Origin of the sequence: Paraburkholderia sp., from assembly GCF_034668105.1 — a bacterium.
Classification (GTDB): domain Bacteria; phylum Pseudomonadota; class Gammaproteobacteria; order Burkholderiales; family Burkholderiaceae; genus Paraburkholderia.
On sequence record NZ_JAXDPY010000037.1, the window covers coordinates 1 to 19,040 of the forward strand.

Genomic DNA, 19,040 nt, shown 5'->3' on the forward strand with positions numbered 1-19,040 from the left:
CGTACGGATGAATTTCCGAATACACGTTGGCTTCGCGAACGCGACGTGCAATCAGTTGGGTGACTTGCGAACCGAAGTCGAGGATCAGGATCTTGTCATGCATGGCAGCGGACGGAGTCAAAAGTGAACGGATACGGGATACCGCGCACGGAGCGCGGCGTTGAATTCAAAGCGGTCCACGTGGGGACGATCGAACATGTTGCGTAACGACGAAGCGCGCTGGACCGGCGAACGCCGCCACTCAACCGCGGCACCCACGGCGCGCGCGAATGCAATCCAGTAGCTTCGGCAGGCGTTCCGGCGCTCGGCGCCTCAGCCATGAAACGGTGGCCGGGGCGCGCCGGGTGCATCGGCGGCGGAGTTGCGGGCCTCGTCGCGCGCGGCTGCAGCCTCCACCCGTGCGGCGCGTTCAGACGCCGTCAGGCCCGGTTCGTCGACCGCCGGATAAAGCGGCGCCGCCGAAACAGGATCCACGGGCCGGGGGACCGGTATAACAGGCTCGACCACCGGCTCGGCGTGATAGACCGGAAAGCCCGCCGTCACCCGGCCGGCGTCGCGCCGGTTGGCCGCATCTTTCGCGGCGTCTTTGGCAGCCTGCTTTTCAGCGCGCTCGGCGGCAACGGCCTCAGTGGCGCGTACCCTCTCGCGCCGCCGCACCGCGCCCGAGAGGCGCACGCCGCCCAGGCCGATGACCAGTAATACCACGCCGGTCAGCACCGCGACGATTTGCCCGAAACCGGTCAGCGCCGGCGTATGCAGGCCGAGCAACCAGACTAGCATCAGCACGCCGGTCAGCCAGTTCACATGGCCCACGACCTTGGCAACCGTAGCGGTAAGCGAACCGTCGAGCGACGCATGCAAAGCCAGCCACGCGAGCCCGATCAGCGCCACGCCAAACCCCTGGCCGACCAGGGCCGGCTGGGTTTGCACCAGAAGCAGCGCGTTGTACAACGAAGTCCAGGGCGTCAGCAGAAACAGCAGGCCGAACGCAAGCAGCAGCATGGCATCGAGGATGAGTACAGCGCGCAGCAATGGCTTCATTGGCGTTTAGTCCACGTGGTAGTTGGGCGCTTCCTTGGTGATCTGCACATCATGCACATGCGACTCGCGCAAGCCCGCGCCCGTGATCTGCACGAACTCGGCCTTGTCGTTCATCTCCGCGATCGTGCGGCAACCACAGTAGCCCATGCTGGCGCGCACGCCGCCGATCAGCTGGAACAGGATCGCGTTGACCGAGCCCTTGTAGGCAACGCGGCCTTCGATCCCTTCCGGCACCAGCTTGTCGATGTTCGCGGAGTTGTCCTGGAAGTAGCGGTCCGCCGCGCCGTCTTTCATCGCGCCGACCGAACCCATGCCACGGTACGACTTGTACTGGCGGCCCTGGAACAGAAACACGTCGCCCGGCGCTTCTTCGGTGCCGGCGAACATGCTGCCCATCATCACGGAATTCGCGCCGGCGGCCAGCGCCTTGCTGACGTCGCCCGAGAAACGCACGCCGCCGTCGGCGATGACCGGCACGCCCGAGCCCTTCAGCGCTTCCGACACGTTCGAGATCGCGGTGACCTGCGGCACGCCCACGCCGGCGACGATCCGCGTCGTGCAGATCGAGCCGGGGCCGATACCGACCTTCACACCGTCCGCGCCGTATTCGACGAGCGCCTTGGCCGCCGCGGCGGTGGCGATATTGCCGCCGATCACTTCGACATGCGGAAACTTCTGCTTGACCCATTTGACGCGCTCGAGCACGCCCTTGCTGTGGCCGTGCGCCGTGTCGACGACGATCACGTCCACACCCGCCTGCACCAGCAGCTCAACGCGTTCTTCGTTGTCTTCGCCCACGCCGACCGCCGCGCCCGCGCGCAGCTTGCCATGTTCGTCTTTACACGCGTCCGGGTGTTCGGTCTGCTTGGTGATGTCTTTCACCGTCATCAGGCCGCGCAGTTCGAATGCGTCGTTGATGACCAGCACGCGCTCGAGGCGGTGGCTGTGCATCAGCGCCTTGGCTTGCGCGAGCGGCGTGCCTTCCTTGACGGTGACGAGGCGCTCGCGCGGCGTCATGATGTTGCGCACCGGCTCGTCCAGACGCTCCTCGAAACGCAGGTCGCGGTTCGTGACGATACCGATCAGTTGCGCGCCTTCGACGACCGGAAAGCCCGAAATACCATGCTGGCGCGACAACGCGATGACGTCGCGCACCTTCATTTGCGGCGGCACCGTGATCGGATCGCGCACGACGCCCGATTCGAAGCGCTTGACCTTGGCCACTTCACGCGCCTGCTCGGCCGGCGTGAGATTCTTGTGGATGATGCCCACGCCACCCATTTGCGCCATTGCGATCGCAAGACGGGCTTCGGTGACGGTGTCCATGGCGGCGGACACGAGCGGCATATTCAGGGAAATGTTGCGGGTCAGCCGGGTCTTGAGGCTGGTGTCGCGCGGCAGAACATCGGAGAAGGCCGGGACGAGGAGCACGTCATCGAACGTGAGTGCTGTTTGGATCAGACGCATGGCAAATCCTATAGGCGCAAAAGCGAATTATACGCGATACCTCCCCGGTTTTCACTGCACTAACAGCAGCTTAGCGAATTTCAGGCGATTTTTTTCGTGACTTCGAGCCCTTCGATTTCGCTTCTACGTTCGCCTCGGGTTCGATCAGGTTTCGTTTGCGCGTTCGGGTGCATGGAGGCGCCAACTGGCTCGACGGGCAAGAAATTGCGCTCGCACGCGCGCCGCGCAACCGGTGTCCTCGACCTCGATTGCACCATGGCATGCCGAATAAACCGGCGGAATGCAGAATCGAACAAGACACCGCGTCCGCCGAACGGCTATTCTGCCGACCATTCCAGTTTTTTTTCGCAGGGGCAATCGATGCAGCGCGGTGTGGCATATGGAGTAATGGCCGGGGCCTTATGGGGCATTGTGTTTCTGGTGCCGCGCGTGCTGCCCGACTTTTCGCCGCTACTGATGAGCGCCGGCCGCTACTCGATGTACGGCATCGTCTCGCTGGCCGCCGCGCTGCCGATCGCGCGCTCGCTCGTCAAACGACTGACCCGCGAGGATCTCGGCGCGCTCGTCAAGCTGGCGTTGGCCGGCAACCTGCTCTACTACCTGCTGCTGTCGGCGGCGGTCCACATGATCGGCGTTGCACCGACCTCGCTGATCGTCGGCGTGCTGCCTGTCACGGTGACACTGCTCGGCCGGCGCGATCATGGCGCCGTGCCGCTCGCTCGTCTCGCATGGCCGCTCGCGCTGGTCGTCGCGGGCATCGCCTGCATCAACATCGACGTCTTCACGGTGGCGAACAGCACGCCGGTGAGCATTGCGACGAAGCTCGCCGGCCTCGCCTGCGCGGCCGGCGCACTCGTCTGCTGGACCTGGTTCGCGGTCGAAAACGCCCGCTACCTGCAACGCCAGACGCATTTCAGCGGCAACGAGTGGTCAGTGCTATGGGGTGTGGTGACCGGCGCGCTCGGCGCGGGATTGTGGCTGGTGGTCGCCGTCATGCCCTCTGGCAGCCTGCAGGCGCCGCTCGGCGACGCGCGCTGGCATACCTTCTGGATGCTGAATCTGGGCCTCGCAGTCGGCGCGTCGTGGCTCGGCAACGGGCTGTGGAACGCCGCGTCGAAACGGCTGCCGCTCACCCTGTCCGGCCAGATGATCGTGTTCGAGACGCTCTTCGCGCTGCTCTATGCGTTTATCTACGACCAGCGCCTGCCGCGTCCGCTGGAAACGGCGGCGATCCTGCTGCTGGTGGCGGGGGTGTGCTGGTCGGTGCGCCAGCATGCGGGCGGTGATAGCCCCGGCGCGGCATCGATTGAGGACAAGGCGCAGCCTTCGGTGCATTAACAGGCGCCGCCACAAGCCTCACCTAGCGCGAATCCTTGTTCTGCCAGCGGCGCCCTTCAATCGAGCCCGCCTTGCGGGTTTTCTCCACGCGCCGTTGCCGCGACAGCTTCGGATCCACCAGCAGCGGCCGGTAAATCTCAACGCGATCGTGATCCGCCAGCATGGTATCGAGCGGCTTGAGCTTGCCGAACACGCCGACCTTCTGCGTGCCCAGATCGATCCGCGGATAGCGCTGCAGGATGCCGCTCGCCTCGAGCGCCTGCTGCAACGTGGCGCCTGCCGGCAATTCCACGGCGATCAGGGTCTGCTCACCCGCGAGCGCGTAGCAGACTTCAATCGACAAGCGCGCGCTCATGCCTTACCGTAGCGCTGATCGGCGCGCTTCACGAACGATTCGACGAAGGTGTTGGCGATATGGCTGAACACTGGGCCAATGATCTTCTCGAGAATGATGTTGGTGAATTCGTAGTGCAATGCGAATTCGATCTTGCAGGCGTCCGCGCGCAATGGCGTGAAACGCCAGAAACCGGTGAATTTGCGAAACGGGCCGTCCGCGAATTCCATATCGATGCGCGTGGGCCGCTCCATGCTGTTGCGCGTGGCGAAATGCTGCTTGATGCCCTTGAAGTTGATATCGATCTTCGCCTCCATGCCGGTTTCGTCCTGGCGGCGGATTTCGACTCCCCCGCACCAAGGCAGGAAGTTGGGGTAATCGGCGACGTCGGTGACGAGGTCGAACATCTGTTCCGCCGAATGGCGGATCAACACGGTTTTCTGGACATCTGCCATAAATTGAACAGCGCGTGGCAAGGGTGGACAAGCGGGTTAAAAAGCGCGGCGGGCTTTCCTTGCCCCGCTTTGCTAAAATCGTGATTTTAAACGAGTTGGGCACTTTCCATTCATGAGCATCATCGACAACAGAAAAGCCTTCTACGACTACTCGGTCGAAGAACGCTATGAAGCAGGGCTCGTGCTCGAAGGATGGGAGGTCAAGGCGCTGCGCGCCGGGCGCGGCCAGATCAAGGAAGGTTACGTCGTTATCAAGAATAACGAACTGTTCCTGATCGGCACGCACATCAGCCCGCTGCCCGAAGCCTCGACCCACATCCACCCGGACCCGGTGCGCACGCGCAAGCTGCTGCTGCACAGCGAGGAAATCAGCAAACTGATCGGCAAAGTCGAGCAGCGCGGCTACACGCTCGTGCCGCTGAACTTCCATTACAAAGGCGGCCGCGTCAAATGCGAGATTGGGCTCGCCAAGGGCAAGAAGCAGCACGACAAGCGCGAAACCGAAAAGAAGCGCGACTGGGAACGCGAAAAGGCGCGCCTGATGCGATCGCCGTCGTGATTTGCGTTTGAGCTTGAGCCTCAAAAAAAAATGGCCCGCTCTGTCAGCAGGCCATTTTCCTTGAGGCAGCCACCAATAACGTAGCCTCAGCGCATGTCGGTCGCGCCCTTGCCCTTGTTCACGATCGTCAGCGCCGACGCGATCATCGAACTCATATCCGCCAGGTTGCCCGGCACGATCAGCGTGGTGCCCTGCTTCGCCAGATTGCCGAACGCATTGACGTATTGTTCGGCCACCTTCAGATTCACCGCCTCCATCCCGCCATTCGACTGGATCGCCGCGGCGATCTTCTGAATCGCCTGCGAGTTCGCTTCGGCCACCGCCAGAATCGCCGACGCCTGCCCCTGCGCCTGGTTGATCGCCGCCTGCCGCTCGCCTTCGGACTTCTGGATCGCCGCTTCGCGCCCACCCGAAGCGATATTGATCTGCTCCTGCTTACGCCCTTCGGATGCCGCGATCAGCGCGCGCTTCTCGCGCTCAGCGGTAATCTGTGCCTGCATCGCGTGAAGAATTTCCTTGGGCGGCGTCAGGTCCTTGATCTCGTAACGCAGTACCTTCACACCCCAGTTCTGCGCCGCCTCGTCGAGCGAGGACACGATACTGTGGTTGATGAAGTCGCGCTCCTCGAAGGTTTTATCGAGCTCGAGCTTGCCGATCACCGAGCGCAACGTGGTCTGTGACAGCTGCGTGATCGCGAATACGAAATTGCTCGACCCGTATGACGCTTTCATCGGATCGGTGACCTGGAAATACAGCACGCCATCCACCTGCAACTGCGTGTTGTCGCGCGTAATACATACCTGGCTCGGCACTTCGAGCGGAATTTCCTTGAGGATGTGCTTGTACGCGATCCGGTCGACAAACGGAAAGGCAAAGCTCAAGCCCGGCGTCAGCGTACGGTGATAGCGGCCGAGCCGCTCCAGCACCCACGCGTGTTGCTGCGGCACGATCTTCAGCGTCTGTGCCGCCAGCACGATCACGATGATCAGAAGCACCGCCGCGACGATGGTTGAATCCATTCCTGCCCTCCGGTCCGTAGTTCGAATAGTTGTGCGTGATGCTTTACACGCGGCTTTACACGCGGCTTTACACGCGCCTTGCACGCGCGCTTCACCTGTTAGTGCGCGCTCATCGCCTGCCGGCTCGCCGCGACGACGAGGCAACTGCCGCGCATCTCGACGATTTCGTAGCTCTGCGCGTCTTCCGGCTCGCCGGCGGCCAGCTCGACGTCCCACGCCGCCCCGCGATAGTTGGCGCGCGCCCGGCGCTCGTGCCACGCCGGCACGGTCAGCGTCTGACCGATGTCCAGATTGACGTCCGGGTTCTTCGACGCTTCTTTACGCGTTCTGCGGCCAAAGCGCGAACGCCTGAGCAACAGAACAGCCGCCAGCGCCACCACGGCCGCAATCGCGAATTGAAAGTCCGCGGCGGCGCCCGCAATATGCGCAATAGCCGCGGCGACGCAGCCCAACGCGATCATCAGCAAATAGAAGGTGCCGCTGAGCAGTTCCAGCACGACAAGCACACCCGCTCCGATCCACCAGAACAATCCACCTGGCGCCACGTCGACCTCCACAAAGCAAAACACCCCGGATCTACCGGGGTGTTTATAGCACGAAGCGGGTGCCTATACAGGGCGGTGCAGTACGCTTTTACGAACTTTTGACATACCGCACCGCTTGTCATGCAAACCGCTTAACAGGCACCTGACTGGCGCTCATTTGAAGCGCTTTTCTTCGCTCACTTCGCCAGCGATTTCGCCAGTTGCTGCCACGTCTCGATGATCGAGTCCGGGTTCAGCGAGATCGACGCGATACCTTCATCGGTCAGCCATTGCGCGAAGTCCGGATGATCCGAAGGGCCCTGGCCGCAGATACCGACGTACTTGTTCAACCGCAAGCAGGTTTCAATCGCGCGCTTGAGCATGAACTTGACGGCCGGGTCGCGTTCGTCGAAATCGACTGCCAGCAGTTCCATGCCGGAATCGCGGTCGAGACCCAGCGTGAGCTGCGTCAGGTCGTTCGAACCGATCGAGAAACCGTCGAAGAATTGCAGGAATTCTTCGGCGAGAATCGCGTTCGACGGCACTTCGCACATCATGATCAGGCGCAGGCCCTTGTCACCGCGCTTCAGGCCGAACTTCTCGAGCAGCCCGACCACGCGCTCCGCCTGCTTCAGCGTACGCACGAACGGCACCATGATCTCGACGTTGTCGAGGCCCATCTCTTCACGCACCTTCTTCAGCGCGATGCATTCCATCTGGAACGCTTCGGCGAAGTCGTCAGCGATGTAGCGCGAGGCGCCGCGGAAACCCAGCATCGGGTTTTCTTCGTCCGGCTCGTAACGCGAACCGCCGATCAGCTTCTTGTACTCGTTCGACTTGAAGTCCGACAGACGCACGATCACGGGCTTCGGATAGAACGCCGCCGCGATCGTGGCGATCCCTTCGGTCAGCTTGTCGACATAGAACGCGCGCGGCGATGCGTGACCACGGGCCACACTTTCCACGGCCTTCTTCAGATCCGGATCGATGTTCGGATACTCGAGAATCGCCTTCGGGTGAACGCCGATGTTGTTGTTGATGATGAATTCGAGCCGCGCCAGACCCACGCCTGCGTTCGGCAGTTGCGAGAAGTCGAAGGCCAGTTGCGGATTGCCGACGTTCATCATGATCTTCACCGGAATCGGCGGCAATTCGCCGCGCTGCACTTCGGTGATTTCGGTTTCGAGCAGACCGTCGTAGATCTTGCCTTCGTCGCCTTCGGCGCACGAGACGGTCACCAGCGCGCCTTCCTTCAGCACGTCGGTGGCGTCGCCGCAGCCGACCACGGCCGGCACGCCCAGCTCACGCGCAATGATCGCCGCGTGGCAGGTACGCCCGCCCCGGTTCGTGACGATCGCCGACGCGCGCTTCATCACCGGTTCCCAGTTCGGGTCGGTCATGTCGGCGACCAGCACGTCGCCCGGCTGCACACGGTCCATTTCCGACGGGTCGTGAATCACGCGCACCGGACCCGCGCCGATCTTCTGGCCGATGGCACGGCCGGTAGCCAGCACGTTCGATTGGCCCTTCAGCTTGAAGCGTTGCTCGGCCTTGCCCGCCGCCTGGCTCTTCACCGTTTCCGGACGCGCCTGCAGGATGAAGATCTTGCCGTCGCGGCCGTCTTTACCCCACTCGATGTCCATCGGACGCTCGTAGTGCTTTTCGATAATGACCGCGTATTTCGCGAGTTCGATCACGTCTTCGTCGGTGATCGAGAAACGGTTGCGCTGCTCGTGCGCGACGTCGACGGTCTTCACGCGGCCTTGCTCGCCGGCCTTGGTGAATTCCATCTTGATCAGCTTCGAGCCGATCGAGCGGCGGATGATCGGATACTTGCCTTGCGCGAGCGTGGTCTTGAAGACGTAGAACTCGTCCGGATTCACTGCGCCCTGCACGACCGTTTCGCCCAGGCCGTAGCTCGACGTGATGAAGACCGCGTCCTTGAAGCCCGATTCGGTGTCCAGCGTGAACATCACGCCCGCCGCGCCGACGTCCGAGCGCACCATGCGCTGCACGCCCGCCGACAGCGCGACCTCAGCGTGGGTGAAGCCCTTGTGGACGCGATAGGAGATAGCACGGTCGTTATACAGCGACGCGAACACGTGCTTCATGCGATCGAGCACCTCGTCGATGCCGACCACGTTGAGGTAGCTTTCCTGCTGACCCGCGAACGATGCGTCCGGCAAGTCTTCCGCCGTTGCCGACGAACGCACGGCAAACGACAGCTCTTCAGGCGAGCTGTTTTGCAGGGTGTCGAAGCCTGCACGGATATCCGCTTCGAGACGCGGCTGCATCGGGGCGTCGACGATCCATTGACGGATCTCCTTGCCCGCTTCGGCAAGCGCTTTCACGTCGTCGACGTCGAGCGTTTCGAGGCGTTTGGCGATGCGTTCCGTCAGATTGTTGTGATGCAGGAAGTCGCGGAAAGCCAGCGCCGTGGTGGCGAAGCCGGTCGGCACGCGAACACCCGCTTCGGCGAGCTGACTGATCATCTCACCAAGCGACGCGTTCTTGCCGCCGACAATCTCCACATCGGTCATCCGCAACTGCTCGAACGGAACTACATATGCCTCTTCCTTGGCGACGGTAACTGCGTTAGTCATACAAGCCCCTAAGTGTGAAAGAAATTCACGGCTGTGCAAGTGGGCTCGAACGCGAGACGCTCATTGGAAGCGTGACCTCGCGTCTTGCACAACCTGTTGGAGAAGCAATCGCTGCAAATAGCCGGAAGCGCGGAGAAATACTCGAAAGCATCGAGCAGCGCGAGGCACGCGACGTAGAGAGCGGTTGGACGGAATTACCGATCGATCCACCCTGTTCTCTCAATTTGCCGCAAGTTACCGGCTGAAAGCGTGGCGTTGACCGACTGTTCGCGGTAAGTTAGACGCCAATCGCCTGCAATTGCTTATCCAACAGGTTGCCGCTATTCTACCGTGCCGACTCTCAAAATGTGACAGTCGGACGAGAATTGCGCCTCGAATCGCGCCCCGGACCGGCTGACGGGCTTCTGCAAGCCCCCGCCGCCCTCCGGGCGCGGTTGCGGTGCCCACGGCGCGCTGAAATGACGCCGCTGCCAACTCCGGTTAGCCACCGGCAGCGCGTGTCGAAGCAGCGTTGTTTCTTTCGAGCGCTTTTTTCCGCTCACGTTCCCCAGCCCCACTGATGCCGCCCACCGTATTCATCGTCTCCGACGGTACCGGGATCACTGCCGAAACCTTCGCGCATTCGATCCTCTCCCAGTTCGACCAGAAATTCCGTCTGGTTCGCGTGCCCTTTGTCGACTCGACGGACAAGGCCTACGCCACGCTAGAAAAGATCAACGAAGCGATCCTGCAGGACGGCCGTCGTCCGATCGTGTTTACGACCCTGGTGGACAGTGCGTCGAATCAGATCGTCAAAGGCTCGAATGCACTCGTGCTGGACATGTTTCAGACCTTCGTCGAGCCGCTCGAACAGGAACTGGAACTGAAGTCGAGCCACGCGATGGGCCGCGGCCACCAGAACGCCGATACCGAGGAGTACAAGAACCGGATCGAGGCGATCAACTTCTCGCTCGCTCACGACGACGGTCAATCGAACCGCAATCTGGCCGACGCCGACGTGATTCTGGTCGGCGTATCGCGCAGCGGCAAGACGCCGACGAGCTTGTATCTGGCGATGCAGTACGGCGTGAAGGCGGCCAACTACCCGTTGATTCCGGAAGACTTCGAGCGCGGCAAGCTGCCCACGCCGCTATTGGCGCATCGGCAGAAGATGTTTGGTTTGTCGATCGATCCGCAGCGGCTCTCGGAGATCCGCAACGAGCGGCGGCCCGGCAGCAAGTACGCCGCGCCCGAGAATTGCCGTTACGAGATCAATGAAGCGGAAGCGATGATGCGGCGTGAAGGGATCAAGTGGTTGTCGTCGACGCATAAGTCGATCGAAGAGATCGCGACGACGATCCTGCAGGAGATCAAGCTGGACCGGTCGGCTTATTGAAACCGGTTTCGATTCGCACCGCGCGCTTATCCGGCGCGCGGTGCGGCCGGTTGCGTGGCCGTGCCGCGCGCTGCGCGCCGCACATCGCATGCCGCACGCCGCACGCCGCAGGCCGGTCAATCTAGCCGCATCTGCACAGAGCCTGGCCAGTACCGCGCCTCATCCGCGGCGCTGCTGGCGGCACTGTTCGAACACGCAGACAGCCGCAGCGGCCGCCACATTCAGCGACTCCATGCCACCCGGCTGCGGAATCGTGACGCGCAAGGAGACCGCATCGCGCCACGTCTGCGACACGCCCGCGCCTTCATTGCCGAACACCCATGCGAGCGGCCCGCTCAGGTCGCAATCGTAGATCGCCTCGGCGCCGTGTGAATCCGTAATCACCACGGGCACCGCAAGACGCTCGATCAGCGTCTGCGCTTCGACATCCTCATGGATTTGCAGCAGGAAATGCGCGCCCATGCCCGAGCGCAATACCTTCGACGACCACGCGTACGCCGTGCCCGGTGCGCAAAACACCTGCTGAATACCCGCGGCTGCCGCGCTGCGCAGAATCGAACCGACGTTGCCGGCGTCCTGCACGCCATCGAGCACGAGACAGGTCTGCGCGACCGTCTCCGGCAGCGGCGTAGCGAGCTTTTCGACCAGCAGCAAAATCCCCACTCCGTGCACGACGTTCGACAACTGGCCGAACAGTGCATCGGGTAGCGTGACGATGCGCTGCTCGTCGACGCGCGACACGATGGCCTGTGCTTCGTCGTGACGCAGCGCGCCCTCGGTGACGATGCACGTTTCGGGTTGCCCAGCGACGTCGAGATACGCGCTCGCGAGATGGAACCCTTCGAGCAGCGCGTGGCCGCTGCGACGCTGCTGATGCGTCGAACCGGCCAGTGCCTTCAGGCGCTTGTAGAGCGGATTGTCCCGCGAGGTGATGGCTTTCACAGGCAGCGAAGACAGTGAGAATGAGGAAAGAGGCGGCGACGCCGGCTCACGCCGGGCGCTCAGGCGCCGCTGCGTTCGCCGAAGGCGTCGTCGAGCATTGCGTCGTCGAGCACCGTGCCGTTGAGCGTGCCGGGCACGACGATCACCTCGGCCGCTGGCAGCGGCACGCCCGTGCCGAAGCGCAGATGCGCTTCACGAACCGGCGCGAACGAGCGCCGATGATGCTCGCAGGGACCATGTTCGCGCAGCGCCGCGAGATGCTGCGGCGTGCCGTAGCCGACATGCGCGTTGAAACCGTAGACGGGATGGGCTTGATGCAATTCGAGCAGCATCCGGTCGCGCGTCACCTTGGCGAGAATCGAGGCCGCTGAAATGCTCTTGACCAGCGCGTCGCCGCCGATCACCGCCTCGCTGCGAATGCTCAGCGTCGGGCAGCGGTTGCCGTCGATCTTGACCAGCGTGGGCACGACCGAAAGACCTTCGACCGCCCGCTTCATCGCCAGCATGGTGGCGTGCAGGATGTTCAGCGTATCGATTTCGTCGACCGTGGCCGACGCGATGCAATAGGCCAGCGCCCGCTCGACGATCTTGTCGTACAGTTCGTCGCGCTTTTTGGCGGTGAGCACTTTGGAATCGTCGAGGCCGCGAATCATCGGCTTCGACGGATCGAAAATCACGGCCGCGGCGACCACCGGGCCGGCCAGCGGGCCGCGCCCTGCTTCGTCGACGCCGCAGACGATGTCGTCGGGCGTCTCGAAGTTCAGGCCGACCTGCTGCGCCGACGCGCCCGCGACGGTCGCCTTGCGGCGTGGTGCGCGTGCGCTGGTCACGGCCGCGCCTTGCGTTTTTCGACGACGCTCGCCACGACTTCCGCCGCACGCTGCGCGGTGTTCTGCTTCAGCACGTGATGCATCTCCGTGAAGATTTCCGTCAGCGTGCGCCGGTTGGCCTCGTCGCGCAACTGTTTCAACGTGGCCTCGGCGAGCGCCTGCGGCGTGGCGAAGTGCTGCAGAATTTCCGGCACGACGAAACGCCCCGCCAGGATGTTCGGCAAGCCGACGTACGGCAGATAACCCTGGCGGCGCATGATCTGGCCGGTCAACCAGGGCACCTTGTACGAGATCACCATCGGCTTTTTCAGCAGCGCGGCCTCCAGCGTCACCGTGCCGCTCTTCACGAGGATGGCATCGGCCGCCGTCATCGCGAGTTGCGACTGGCCGTCGGTGATGGTCAGCGCGAGCCCGGGATGCGCATCGACCAGCGGCCGCAGCATGTCGCGCAGCACGGGCGTGGCGGCCGGCATCACGAAACGCAAACCCGGCTCCTGGTGCTGCATCATTTCCATCGCGGCAAAGAACGTCGGGCCGATCAGATCGATCTCCGAACGCCGGCTGCCCGGCAGCACCGCGATGATCGGACCGCTTTCGGCGAGACCTAGCGCACGGCGCGCGCCGAGCGTATCCGGCACGAGCGGGATTTCGTCAGCCAGCGGATGGCCCACATAAGACGCCGCGACGCCGGCCTTTTCCAGCAGCGCCGTTTCGAATGGGAACACGCACAGCATGTGGTCGACCGCCTTGGCGATCTTCTTGATGCGCCCGCCCCGCCACGCCCAGATGGACGGACAGACGAAGTGAACGGTCGGAATACCCGCCTCGCGCAACGGATGCTCGAGGCCGAAGTTGAAATCGGGTGCGTCCACGCCGACGAACACCGACGGCGGCTCGGCCAGCAATTGGCGCTTCAGCTCGTTGCGAATGCCGAGGATCTCGGGAATATGCCGCAGCGCTTCGACATAGCCGCGCACCGTCAGCTTTTCCATCGGCCAGTGGGCGTCGAAACCCGTGGCAATCATGCGAGGGCCGCCGATCCCGTAATACTGGGTACCGGCGGGCAGACGGCTCGCGAGGCCGTCGAGCAGCGACGACGCCAGCAGGTCGCCGGACGGCTCGCCGGCCACCATCGCGACGCGCAGCGGACTGGGGTTCAATGCCATCGCTTAGCGGATGATGCCGCGTTGCGAGGCTTCGACAAACGCGAGCAGCGTTTGCACCGGCTCATCGCCATCGCCACCCGCGCTCGCGAGTTCGCGCAACTGCAGCTTCGCTTCTTCCAGCGACAGGCCGTTCTTGTACAGCAGGCGGTACGCCGAGCGCAGCGCCGAAATCGCGTCCGCCGAGAAACCGCGGCGGCGCAAGCCTTCCACGTTGATACCGTGCGGCTCGGCCTTGTTGCCGGCGGCGATCACGAACGGCGGGATGTCCTGCACCAGCGCCGACGCGCCGCCCAGCATCGAATGCGCGCCGATGCGCACGAACTGATGCACACCCGACATGCCGCCGACGATAGCGTGGTCGCCAATCGTCACATGGCCGGCCATCTGCGCGTTGCTCGACAGAATGACGTTATTACCGACGTGGCAATCGTGGCCGATGTGCACGTACGCCATGATCCAGTTGTCGTCGCCGAGCGTGGTGACGCCCGCGTCCTGCACCGTGCCGGTGTGGATCGTGGTGAATTCCCGGATCGTGTTGCGATTGCCGATCTCGAGCCGGGTCGGCTCGTCTCTGTACTTCATGTCCTGCGGACGGCCGCCGACCGAGGCGTAATGGCCGATCCGGTTGTCTTCGCCGAGTGTGGTGTGACCTTCGATCACGCTGTGTGAACCGACCGTGGTCCGTGCGCCCATCGTCACATGTGCGCCGATCACGGCGTACGGTCCGATTTCAACGGATTCGTCGAGTTGGGCGCCCGGTTCGACGATCGCAGTGGGATGAATCCTGCTCATGCGTCCTCGCTTCTGATTCTGTTGCGTTGTCTGGATTGGCCAGGGCGGAGCTTGCAGCGCTTAAGTGCCGGGCTTGAATGAAGCCGCTGGGCAAATTGCTGAGCGCCCGGAGGCCGATCTTCAAGCGTCTTTGTCCGTGTGCCGTACCGCGCACATCAGGTCGGCTTCCGCCGCCACGACTCCATCCACCTCGGCGCGCGCCTTGAACTTCCAGATGCCGCGCATATGACGTTCGAACGTGCAGTTCAGGATCAGCTGATCGCCCGGTTCCACGACGCGCTTGAAGCGCGCATTGTCGATGCCCACAAACAGATACAGCGTGTTCGACGGATCGCTCGGCTCTTCCGAAAACGTCAGCAGGGCCGCCGTTTGCGCGAGTGCTTCGAGAATCAGCACGCCGGGCATCACCGGCCGGGTCGGAAAGTGACCCTGAAAATACGGCTCATTGATCGACACATTCTTCAGCGCTTTGATGCTCTTATGCGGCTCGAGTTCGAGCACCCGGTCGACCAGCAGGATCGGGTAACGATGGGGCAGCAGCGTGAGAATCTTATGAATGTCGAGATTGATTTTTTCGGTGCTCATGGTGTTTCTACTCACGCATTGACTGCGCGATGATGACTGCGGATGCTGGTGCAGGTGGGTTGGTAACGCGTGCTGCCGGCGCTTGCCGGGATCCGGCGGCCATGCCACCCGGTCACGGCAACCGACTTTGCTTCCTGATGCTTGCCCGCTATTTTACGCGGTACCCGCCGGTTGCCCTGCGGATTGTTCGACTAGCGGGCCTGCGAGTGTTCTCCGGGTGCTCTGCAAGCTGTTCCGCGAGCTGGTTTGCGGGTTGTCCTGCGGGTTGTACTGATTACTCGGGCTTGGTCGCGGAACTGCTTGCTGCGTTGGCCGGCTTGTCGGCCGACGCGGCGTTTTCGAGCGCCTTGATACGATCGCGGAGTTTATCGATGTTACGCAGCAAGGCAGCACTCTTGTTCCAGTCCGCGTGATTCACAGCCGGAAATGCACTGGTGTAAATGCCGGGCTTCAACAACGACTTCGACACGCCCGACTTCGCCGTGACGATCACATAATCACCCAGGGTGACGTGCCCCGCGACCCCGACCGCGCCGCCGATCATGCAATGACGGCCGATTGTGGTGCTGCCCGCGATGCCCGCGCAGCCGGCGATCACCGTGTAAGCACCGACCTTGCAGTTGTGACCGATCTGCACGAGATTGTCGATTTTCACGCACTCTTCGATGATCGTGTCGGCCATGGCGCCACGGTCGATCGTGGTGTTCGCGCCGATTTCAACGTCCGCTGCAATCGACACACCGCCCACCTGCGGAATTTTGACCCAGCTGCCGGTGCGCGCATCGCCTTCGCCCACGAAATCCGGCGCGAAACCAAAACCATCCGAACCGATCACCGCGCCCGCGTGCACGATCACGCGCTCGCCGAGCTTGCAGCCGTGATACACCGCGACATTCGGATACAGATGCGAGCCCGTGCCGATCCGCGTGCCGCGGCCAATCACCACGTTGGCATCCAGGCGCACGTTCTCGCCGATTACCGCGCCCGCTTCCACCGTGACGTGCGGGCCGATCAACGCGCTCGGCGCAATCTGCGCCGAGGGGTCAATCGTCGCGCTCGGGTGCACGCCGGGCACGGCCTTGGGCGCCGCCATATCGATGAAAGTCTGCGCGACGCGCGCGAAGTAAGCGTAAGGATTCGGCGTGACGATGAAGTTACGGCCTTCCGGGGAACTGAGCTTCGCGAGGTCGTCGGTGTTGATCAACACCGCACCGGCACGGGTCGTCTCGACCTGCGACAGATACTTCGGATTGGCGAGGAACGCCAACTGGTCCGGGCCTGCCTGGTCGAGCGGCGCCAGACTGCCGACGCGCTGTGAACCCTGTCCGATTATTTCACCGCCGAACCGTTGGACGATGTCCTCAAGCGTAAAAGCCATGCCTATCCTGTCTCCTATGTCGACCAGAGTTGGCGCTTTAGCGCTTACTCTGGTCCCATGCAACGCTGTCGACCAGAGTTGGCGCTTTAGCGCTTACTCTGGTCCCATGCAACGCTGTCGATCGGAGTTGGCGCTTCAGCGCTTACTCCGATCCCACGCAACGCTGTCGACCAGAGTTGGCGTGGCGGCTGGAGTTGGCGCTTTAGCGCTTACTCCAGCCCGATAGCGCTTACTCTGGTCTCATGCAATGCTGCCGATCGGACTTAGCGCTTTTGCGCTTACTCCGATCCCATTCAAACGCGTTGCGCAAATCAGTCCTGGTTGCCAGTTCTACCGCCCGCGCTGCGACCCAAAGGCCGCGATCCGGCAACCCGGCGGCCGCGTTCAATTACCCGAAGCAGCCAGAGCCTTGAGCACCTGATCGGTAATGTCGATGCGCGGGCTCACGTACACCGCTTCCTGAACGATCAGGTCGTAGTGCTGCTGCTCGGCGATCTGCTTGATCACCTTGTTGGCCCGATCGAGCACCGCCCCCAGTTCTTCGTTGCGGCGGCGGTCGAGGTCATCGCGAAACTCGCGTTGCGTGCGCTGGAACTCGAAATCCATTTGCGACAATTTTCGCTGCTTCTGTGCACGGTCGTCAGGCGACATCGTCGCGCCCTTCTTATCAAGCTCATCGGCTAACGCCTTCATCGCCTGGGTCCTATCGGCGAGATCCTTGTCACGGCTGGCGAACTCCGCTTGCAGCTTGACCTGTGCAGCCTTCGCGGCCGCCGATTCACGCAGGATCCGGTCCGAATTCACCGCAGCGATCCTGGCTTCCTGCGCGTGCGCTGCCCCCGCTACGCCGACACCCAGTGTCATTGCCAGCGCGAACGCACATGCCACACGTTTCGAAAACATACCGGTTAGCAAAGTCATCCTCTCGATACTGTAGTTTGGCTGGCCGCCAGCAGCCGGACTGCCGGCCGCCGGATCGCCGGCCGCCGGATCGCCGGCCGCCACATCAGAACGCCGTCCCGATCTGGAACTGGAACTTCTGATACTGGTCGCCGGTGTGCTTCACGAGCGGGAAGCCCAGGCTGAGCTTGAGCGGGCCGATTGGCGAAATCCATGCAAGACCGACACCGTAGCCGTAACGCAGGCCGTTCGCGCCAGTCGAATTCGCTGCGCTGCTCGCGTCTGCCCAGACGTTACCGGCGTCAAGGAACGTGAACACACGCAAGGTCCGGTCATAGCCCGTGCCCGGCAACGGGAACGTCAACTCAATGTTGCCGACGAGCAATTTCGAGCCACCGATCGGATCGTTAGTCGTTTTGTCGCGCGGACCCAGCGAGCTCGGTTCGAAGCCACGCACCGAACCGATACCGCCAGCGTAGTAGTTCTTGAAAATCGGGTATGGCTTGCCGCCCAGGCCGTTACCGTAACCGCCCTGGAAGTTGAAGCCCAGTACGAAGCCGCGCGCAAACGAATAATAGTACTGCGCGTTGATGTCGGCCTTGTAGTACTGCGTGCCGCCAATCGGCGTGCCGTATTCTGCATTGGCCTGCGTGAAGTAACCGCGGCTCGGCACCAGTGCGCTGTCACGCGCATCGCGCGACCAGCCCACCGTGAGCGGCACGTTGTTCGACACCCGGCCGAAATCCTTAACGTACTGGATGTACGAAGCAGGTGTGTTCGCATCGATATCCAGCTGGTTCTGCTCGAGGCCGGCACCGAAGTACACCGTGTCGACTTCGGAGAACGGAATACCGAACTTCAGGTCACCACCGATCGTGACGATCTTGAAGCTCGAATCCGTCGAGTAATACAACGGCTGGTACGTACGGTAGTAGACGTCGGTAATCCGCTTGATGCCGTCGACCGTGAAATACGGGTCGACCTGCGTGACCGTCAACGTGCGGTACGTCTTGGCGGTATTCACGTTCACCGCGAGACTCGTGCCCGAACCGAACACGTTGTCCTGCGACACACCGGCTGAGAGCACCACCTTGTCGGTCGACGAGAAGCCCGCGCCCAGCGTGATCGCACCGGTCGGCTTTTCGGCCACCTTGACGTCCACATCGACCTGGTCCGGCGTGCCTTCCACCGGCACGGTGGTCACGTCGACATCGGTAAAGTAGCCGAGACGGTTGATCCGGTCTTTCGACAGCGCGAGGCGGTTCGAATCGAACCACGAGCTTTCGAGCTGGCGCATTTCGCGGCGCACCACTTCGTCGCGCGTACGCGTGTTGCCGACCACGTTGATGCGGCGCACGTACACGCGGCGGCTCGGGTCCACTTGCAGCGTCAGGTCGACCTTGTGGTGCTCCTGGTCGATCTGCGGCTGTGCGTTGACGGTGGCGAACGCATAGCCATATTCGCCCAGCTTGTCGACGATCGACTTGGTGGTGGCTTGCAGTTTTTCAGCCGAGAAGCGGTCACCCGGTTTGATCTTGATGAGCTTGGCCAGCTCCGGCTCGCGGTCGAGCAGGTTGCCCGCCAGCTTGATGCTGCTGATCGTGTACGGCTCGCCTTCATGCAGCGTGACCGTCAGATACATGTCCTTCTTGTCCGGCGAGATCGACACCTGGGTCGAGTCGATATTGAACTCGAGGTAGCCGCGATTCAGGTAATACGAGCGGACGTTTTC

General features: G+C 62.6%; 18 protein-coding genes and 1 pseudogene. 3 read left to right on the forward strand and 16 right to left on the reverse strand.

Annotation, left to right across the window (positions count from 1 at the left end; genetic code table 11):
* The 3 genes and pseudogenes from QOC89_RS01930 to guaB form a co-directional block, all read right to left on the reverse strand.
* Positions 1–103: pseudogene (locus tag QOC89_RS01930) on the reverse strand (GMP synthase); the annotation flags it as partial.
* A 209-nt stretch (positions 104–312) separates the two neighbouring features.
* Positions 313–1,041, reverse strand: a complete 729-nt coding sequence (locus QOC89_RS01935; protein WP_323043475.1) for a hypothetical protein — start codon at positions 1,039–1,041, stop codon at positions 313–315.
* 6 nt (positions 1,042–1,047) lie between these two features.
* Positions 1,048–2,508, reverse strand: coding sequence for an IMP dehydrogenase (guaB, locus tag QOC89_RS01940; RefSeq protein WP_323043476.1), 1,461 nt, complete (start codon positions 2,506–2,508; stop codon positions 1,048–1,050).
* Between the two features lie 360 nt (positions 2,509–2,868).
* Here guaB and QOC89_RS01945 point away from each other — a divergent pair, with 360 nt between their 5' ends.
* The gene (locus tag QOC89_RS01945) at positions 2,869–3,846 is read left to right on the forward strand and encodes a DMT family transporter (protein WP_323043477.1); all 978 of its coding nucleotides are present in this window, start codon (positions 2,869–2,871) and stop codon (positions 3,844–3,846) included.
* A gap of 22 nt (positions 3,847–3,868) precedes the next feature.
* Here QOC89_RS01945 and QOC89_RS01950 read toward each other — a convergent pair whose 3' ends face one another.
* Both QOC89_RS01950 and QOC89_RS01955 read right to left on the reverse strand, forming a co-directional pair.
* Positions 3,869–4,201, reverse strand: coding sequence for an RnfH family protein (locus tag QOC89_RS01950; RefSeq protein ID WP_323043478.1), 333 nt, complete (start codon positions 4,199–4,201; stop codon positions 3,869–3,871).
* Positions 4,198–4,635: a type II toxin-antitoxin system RatA family toxin gene (locus tag QOC89_RS01955; protein WP_028199353.1), complete on the reverse strand. Its 438-nt coding sequence runs from the start codon at positions 4,633–4,635 to the stop codon at positions 4,198–4,200. Before QOC89_RS01955 ends, QOC89_RS01950 begins: the two co-directional genes overlap by 4 nt.
* Before the next feature lie 112 nt (positions 4,636–4,747).
* Between QOC89_RS01955 and smpB the strand changes: the two genes are divergently transcribed.
* The gene (smpB, locus tag QOC89_RS01960) at positions 4,748–5,194 is read left to right on the forward strand and encodes an SsrA-binding protein SmpB (RefSeq protein ID WP_063496517.1); all 447 of its coding nucleotides are present in this window, start codon (positions 4,748–4,750) and stop codon (positions 5,192–5,194) included.
* Between the two features lie 86 nt (positions 5,195–5,280).
* Here the strand turns inward: smpB and QOC89_RS01965 are convergent, their stop codons facing one another.
* From QOC89_RS01965 to ppsA, 3 genes are all read right to left on the reverse strand, one after another.
* Positions 5,281–6,213 (reverse strand): SPFH domain-containing protein, encoded by a 933-nt coding sequence (locus tag QOC89_RS01965; protein ID WP_179732626.1) that lies wholly within the window; start codon positions 6,211–6,213, stop codon positions 5,281–5,283.
* Between the two features lie 98 nt (positions 6,214–6,311).
* On the reverse strand, positions 6,312–6,758 hold the full coding sequence (locus QOC89_RS01970) for an NfeD family protein (protein ID WP_323043479.1): 447 nt from the start codon (positions 6,756–6,758) through the stop codon (positions 6,312–6,314).
* 176 nt (positions 6,759–6,934) lie between these two features.
* The gene (ppsA, locus tag QOC89_RS01975) at positions 6,935–9,340 is read right to left on the reverse strand and encodes a phosphoenolpyruvate synthase (protein ID WP_323043480.1); all 2,406 of its coding nucleotides are present in this window, start codon (positions 9,338–9,340) and stop codon (positions 6,935–6,937) included.
* A gap of 559 nt (positions 9,341–9,899) precedes the next feature.
* On the opposite strand from ppsA, the gene QOC89_RS01980 reads away from it, so the two are divergent.
* A complete protein-coding gene (locus tag QOC89_RS01980) occupies positions 9,900–10,715 on the forward strand; it encodes a pyruvate, water dikinase regulatory protein (protein ID WP_179732633.1) in 816 nt (271 codons plus the stop codon).
* Between the two features lie 159 nt (positions 10,716–10,874).
* Here QOC89_RS01980 and QOC89_RS01985 read toward each other — a convergent pair whose 3' ends face one another.
* The 8 genes from QOC89_RS01985 to bamA form a co-directional block, all read right to left on the reverse strand.
* On the reverse strand, positions 10,875–11,657 hold the full coding sequence (locus QOC89_RS01985) for an RNA methyltransferase (RefSeq protein ID WP_323043481.1): 783 nt from the start codon (positions 11,655–11,657) through the stop codon (positions 10,875–10,877).
* A gap of 59 nt (positions 11,658–11,716) precedes the next feature.
* Positions 11,717–12,487: a ribonuclease HII gene (gene rnhB, locus QOC89_RS01990; protein ID WP_323043482.1), complete on the reverse strand. Its 771-nt coding sequence runs from the start codon at positions 12,485–12,487 to the stop codon at positions 11,717–11,719.
* A complete protein-coding gene (gene lpxB / locus QOC89_RS01995; RefSeq protein ID WP_323043483.1) occupies positions 12,484–13,653 on the reverse strand; it encodes a lipid-A-disaccharide synthase in 1,170 nt (389 codons plus the stop codon). The genes rnhB and lpxB overlap by 4 nt, the downstream gene beginning before the upstream one ends.
* A gap of 3 nt (positions 13,654–13,656) precedes the next feature.
* A complete protein-coding gene (lpxA, locus tag QOC89_RS02000; RefSeq protein WP_323043484.1) occupies positions 13,657–14,445 on the reverse strand; it encodes an acyl-ACP--UDP-N-acetylglucosamine O-acyltransferase in 789 nt (262 codons plus the stop codon).
* Positions 14,446–14,565: 120 nt separating this feature from the next.
* Complete coding sequence (gene fabZ, locus QOC89_RS02005) at positions 14,566–15,030, reverse strand: 3-hydroxyacyl-ACP dehydratase FabZ (RefSeq protein ID WP_006048683.1); 465 nt, start codon at positions 15,028–15,030, stop codon at positions 14,566–14,568.
* A gap of 274 nt (positions 15,031–15,304) precedes the next feature.
* Complete coding sequence (gene lpxD, locus QOC89_RS02010; protein WP_323043485.1) at positions 15,305–16,408, reverse strand: UDP-3-O-(3-hydroxymyristoyl)glucosamine N-acyltransferase; 1,104 nt, start codon at positions 16,406–16,408, stop codon at positions 15,305–15,307.
* 384 nt (positions 16,409–16,792) lie between these two features.
* A complete protein-coding gene (locus tag QOC89_RS02015; RefSeq protein WP_323043486.1) occupies positions 16,793–17,329 on the reverse strand; it encodes an OmpH family outer membrane protein in 537 nt (178 codons plus the stop codon).
* An 85-nt stretch (positions 17,330–17,414) separates the two neighbouring features.
* Positions 17,415–19,040, reverse strand: a 1,626-nt coding sequence (gene bamA / locus QOC89_RS02020) for an outer membrane protein assembly factor BamA (RefSeq protein ID WP_323043487.1), incomplete at its 5' end; no start/stop codon positions are given.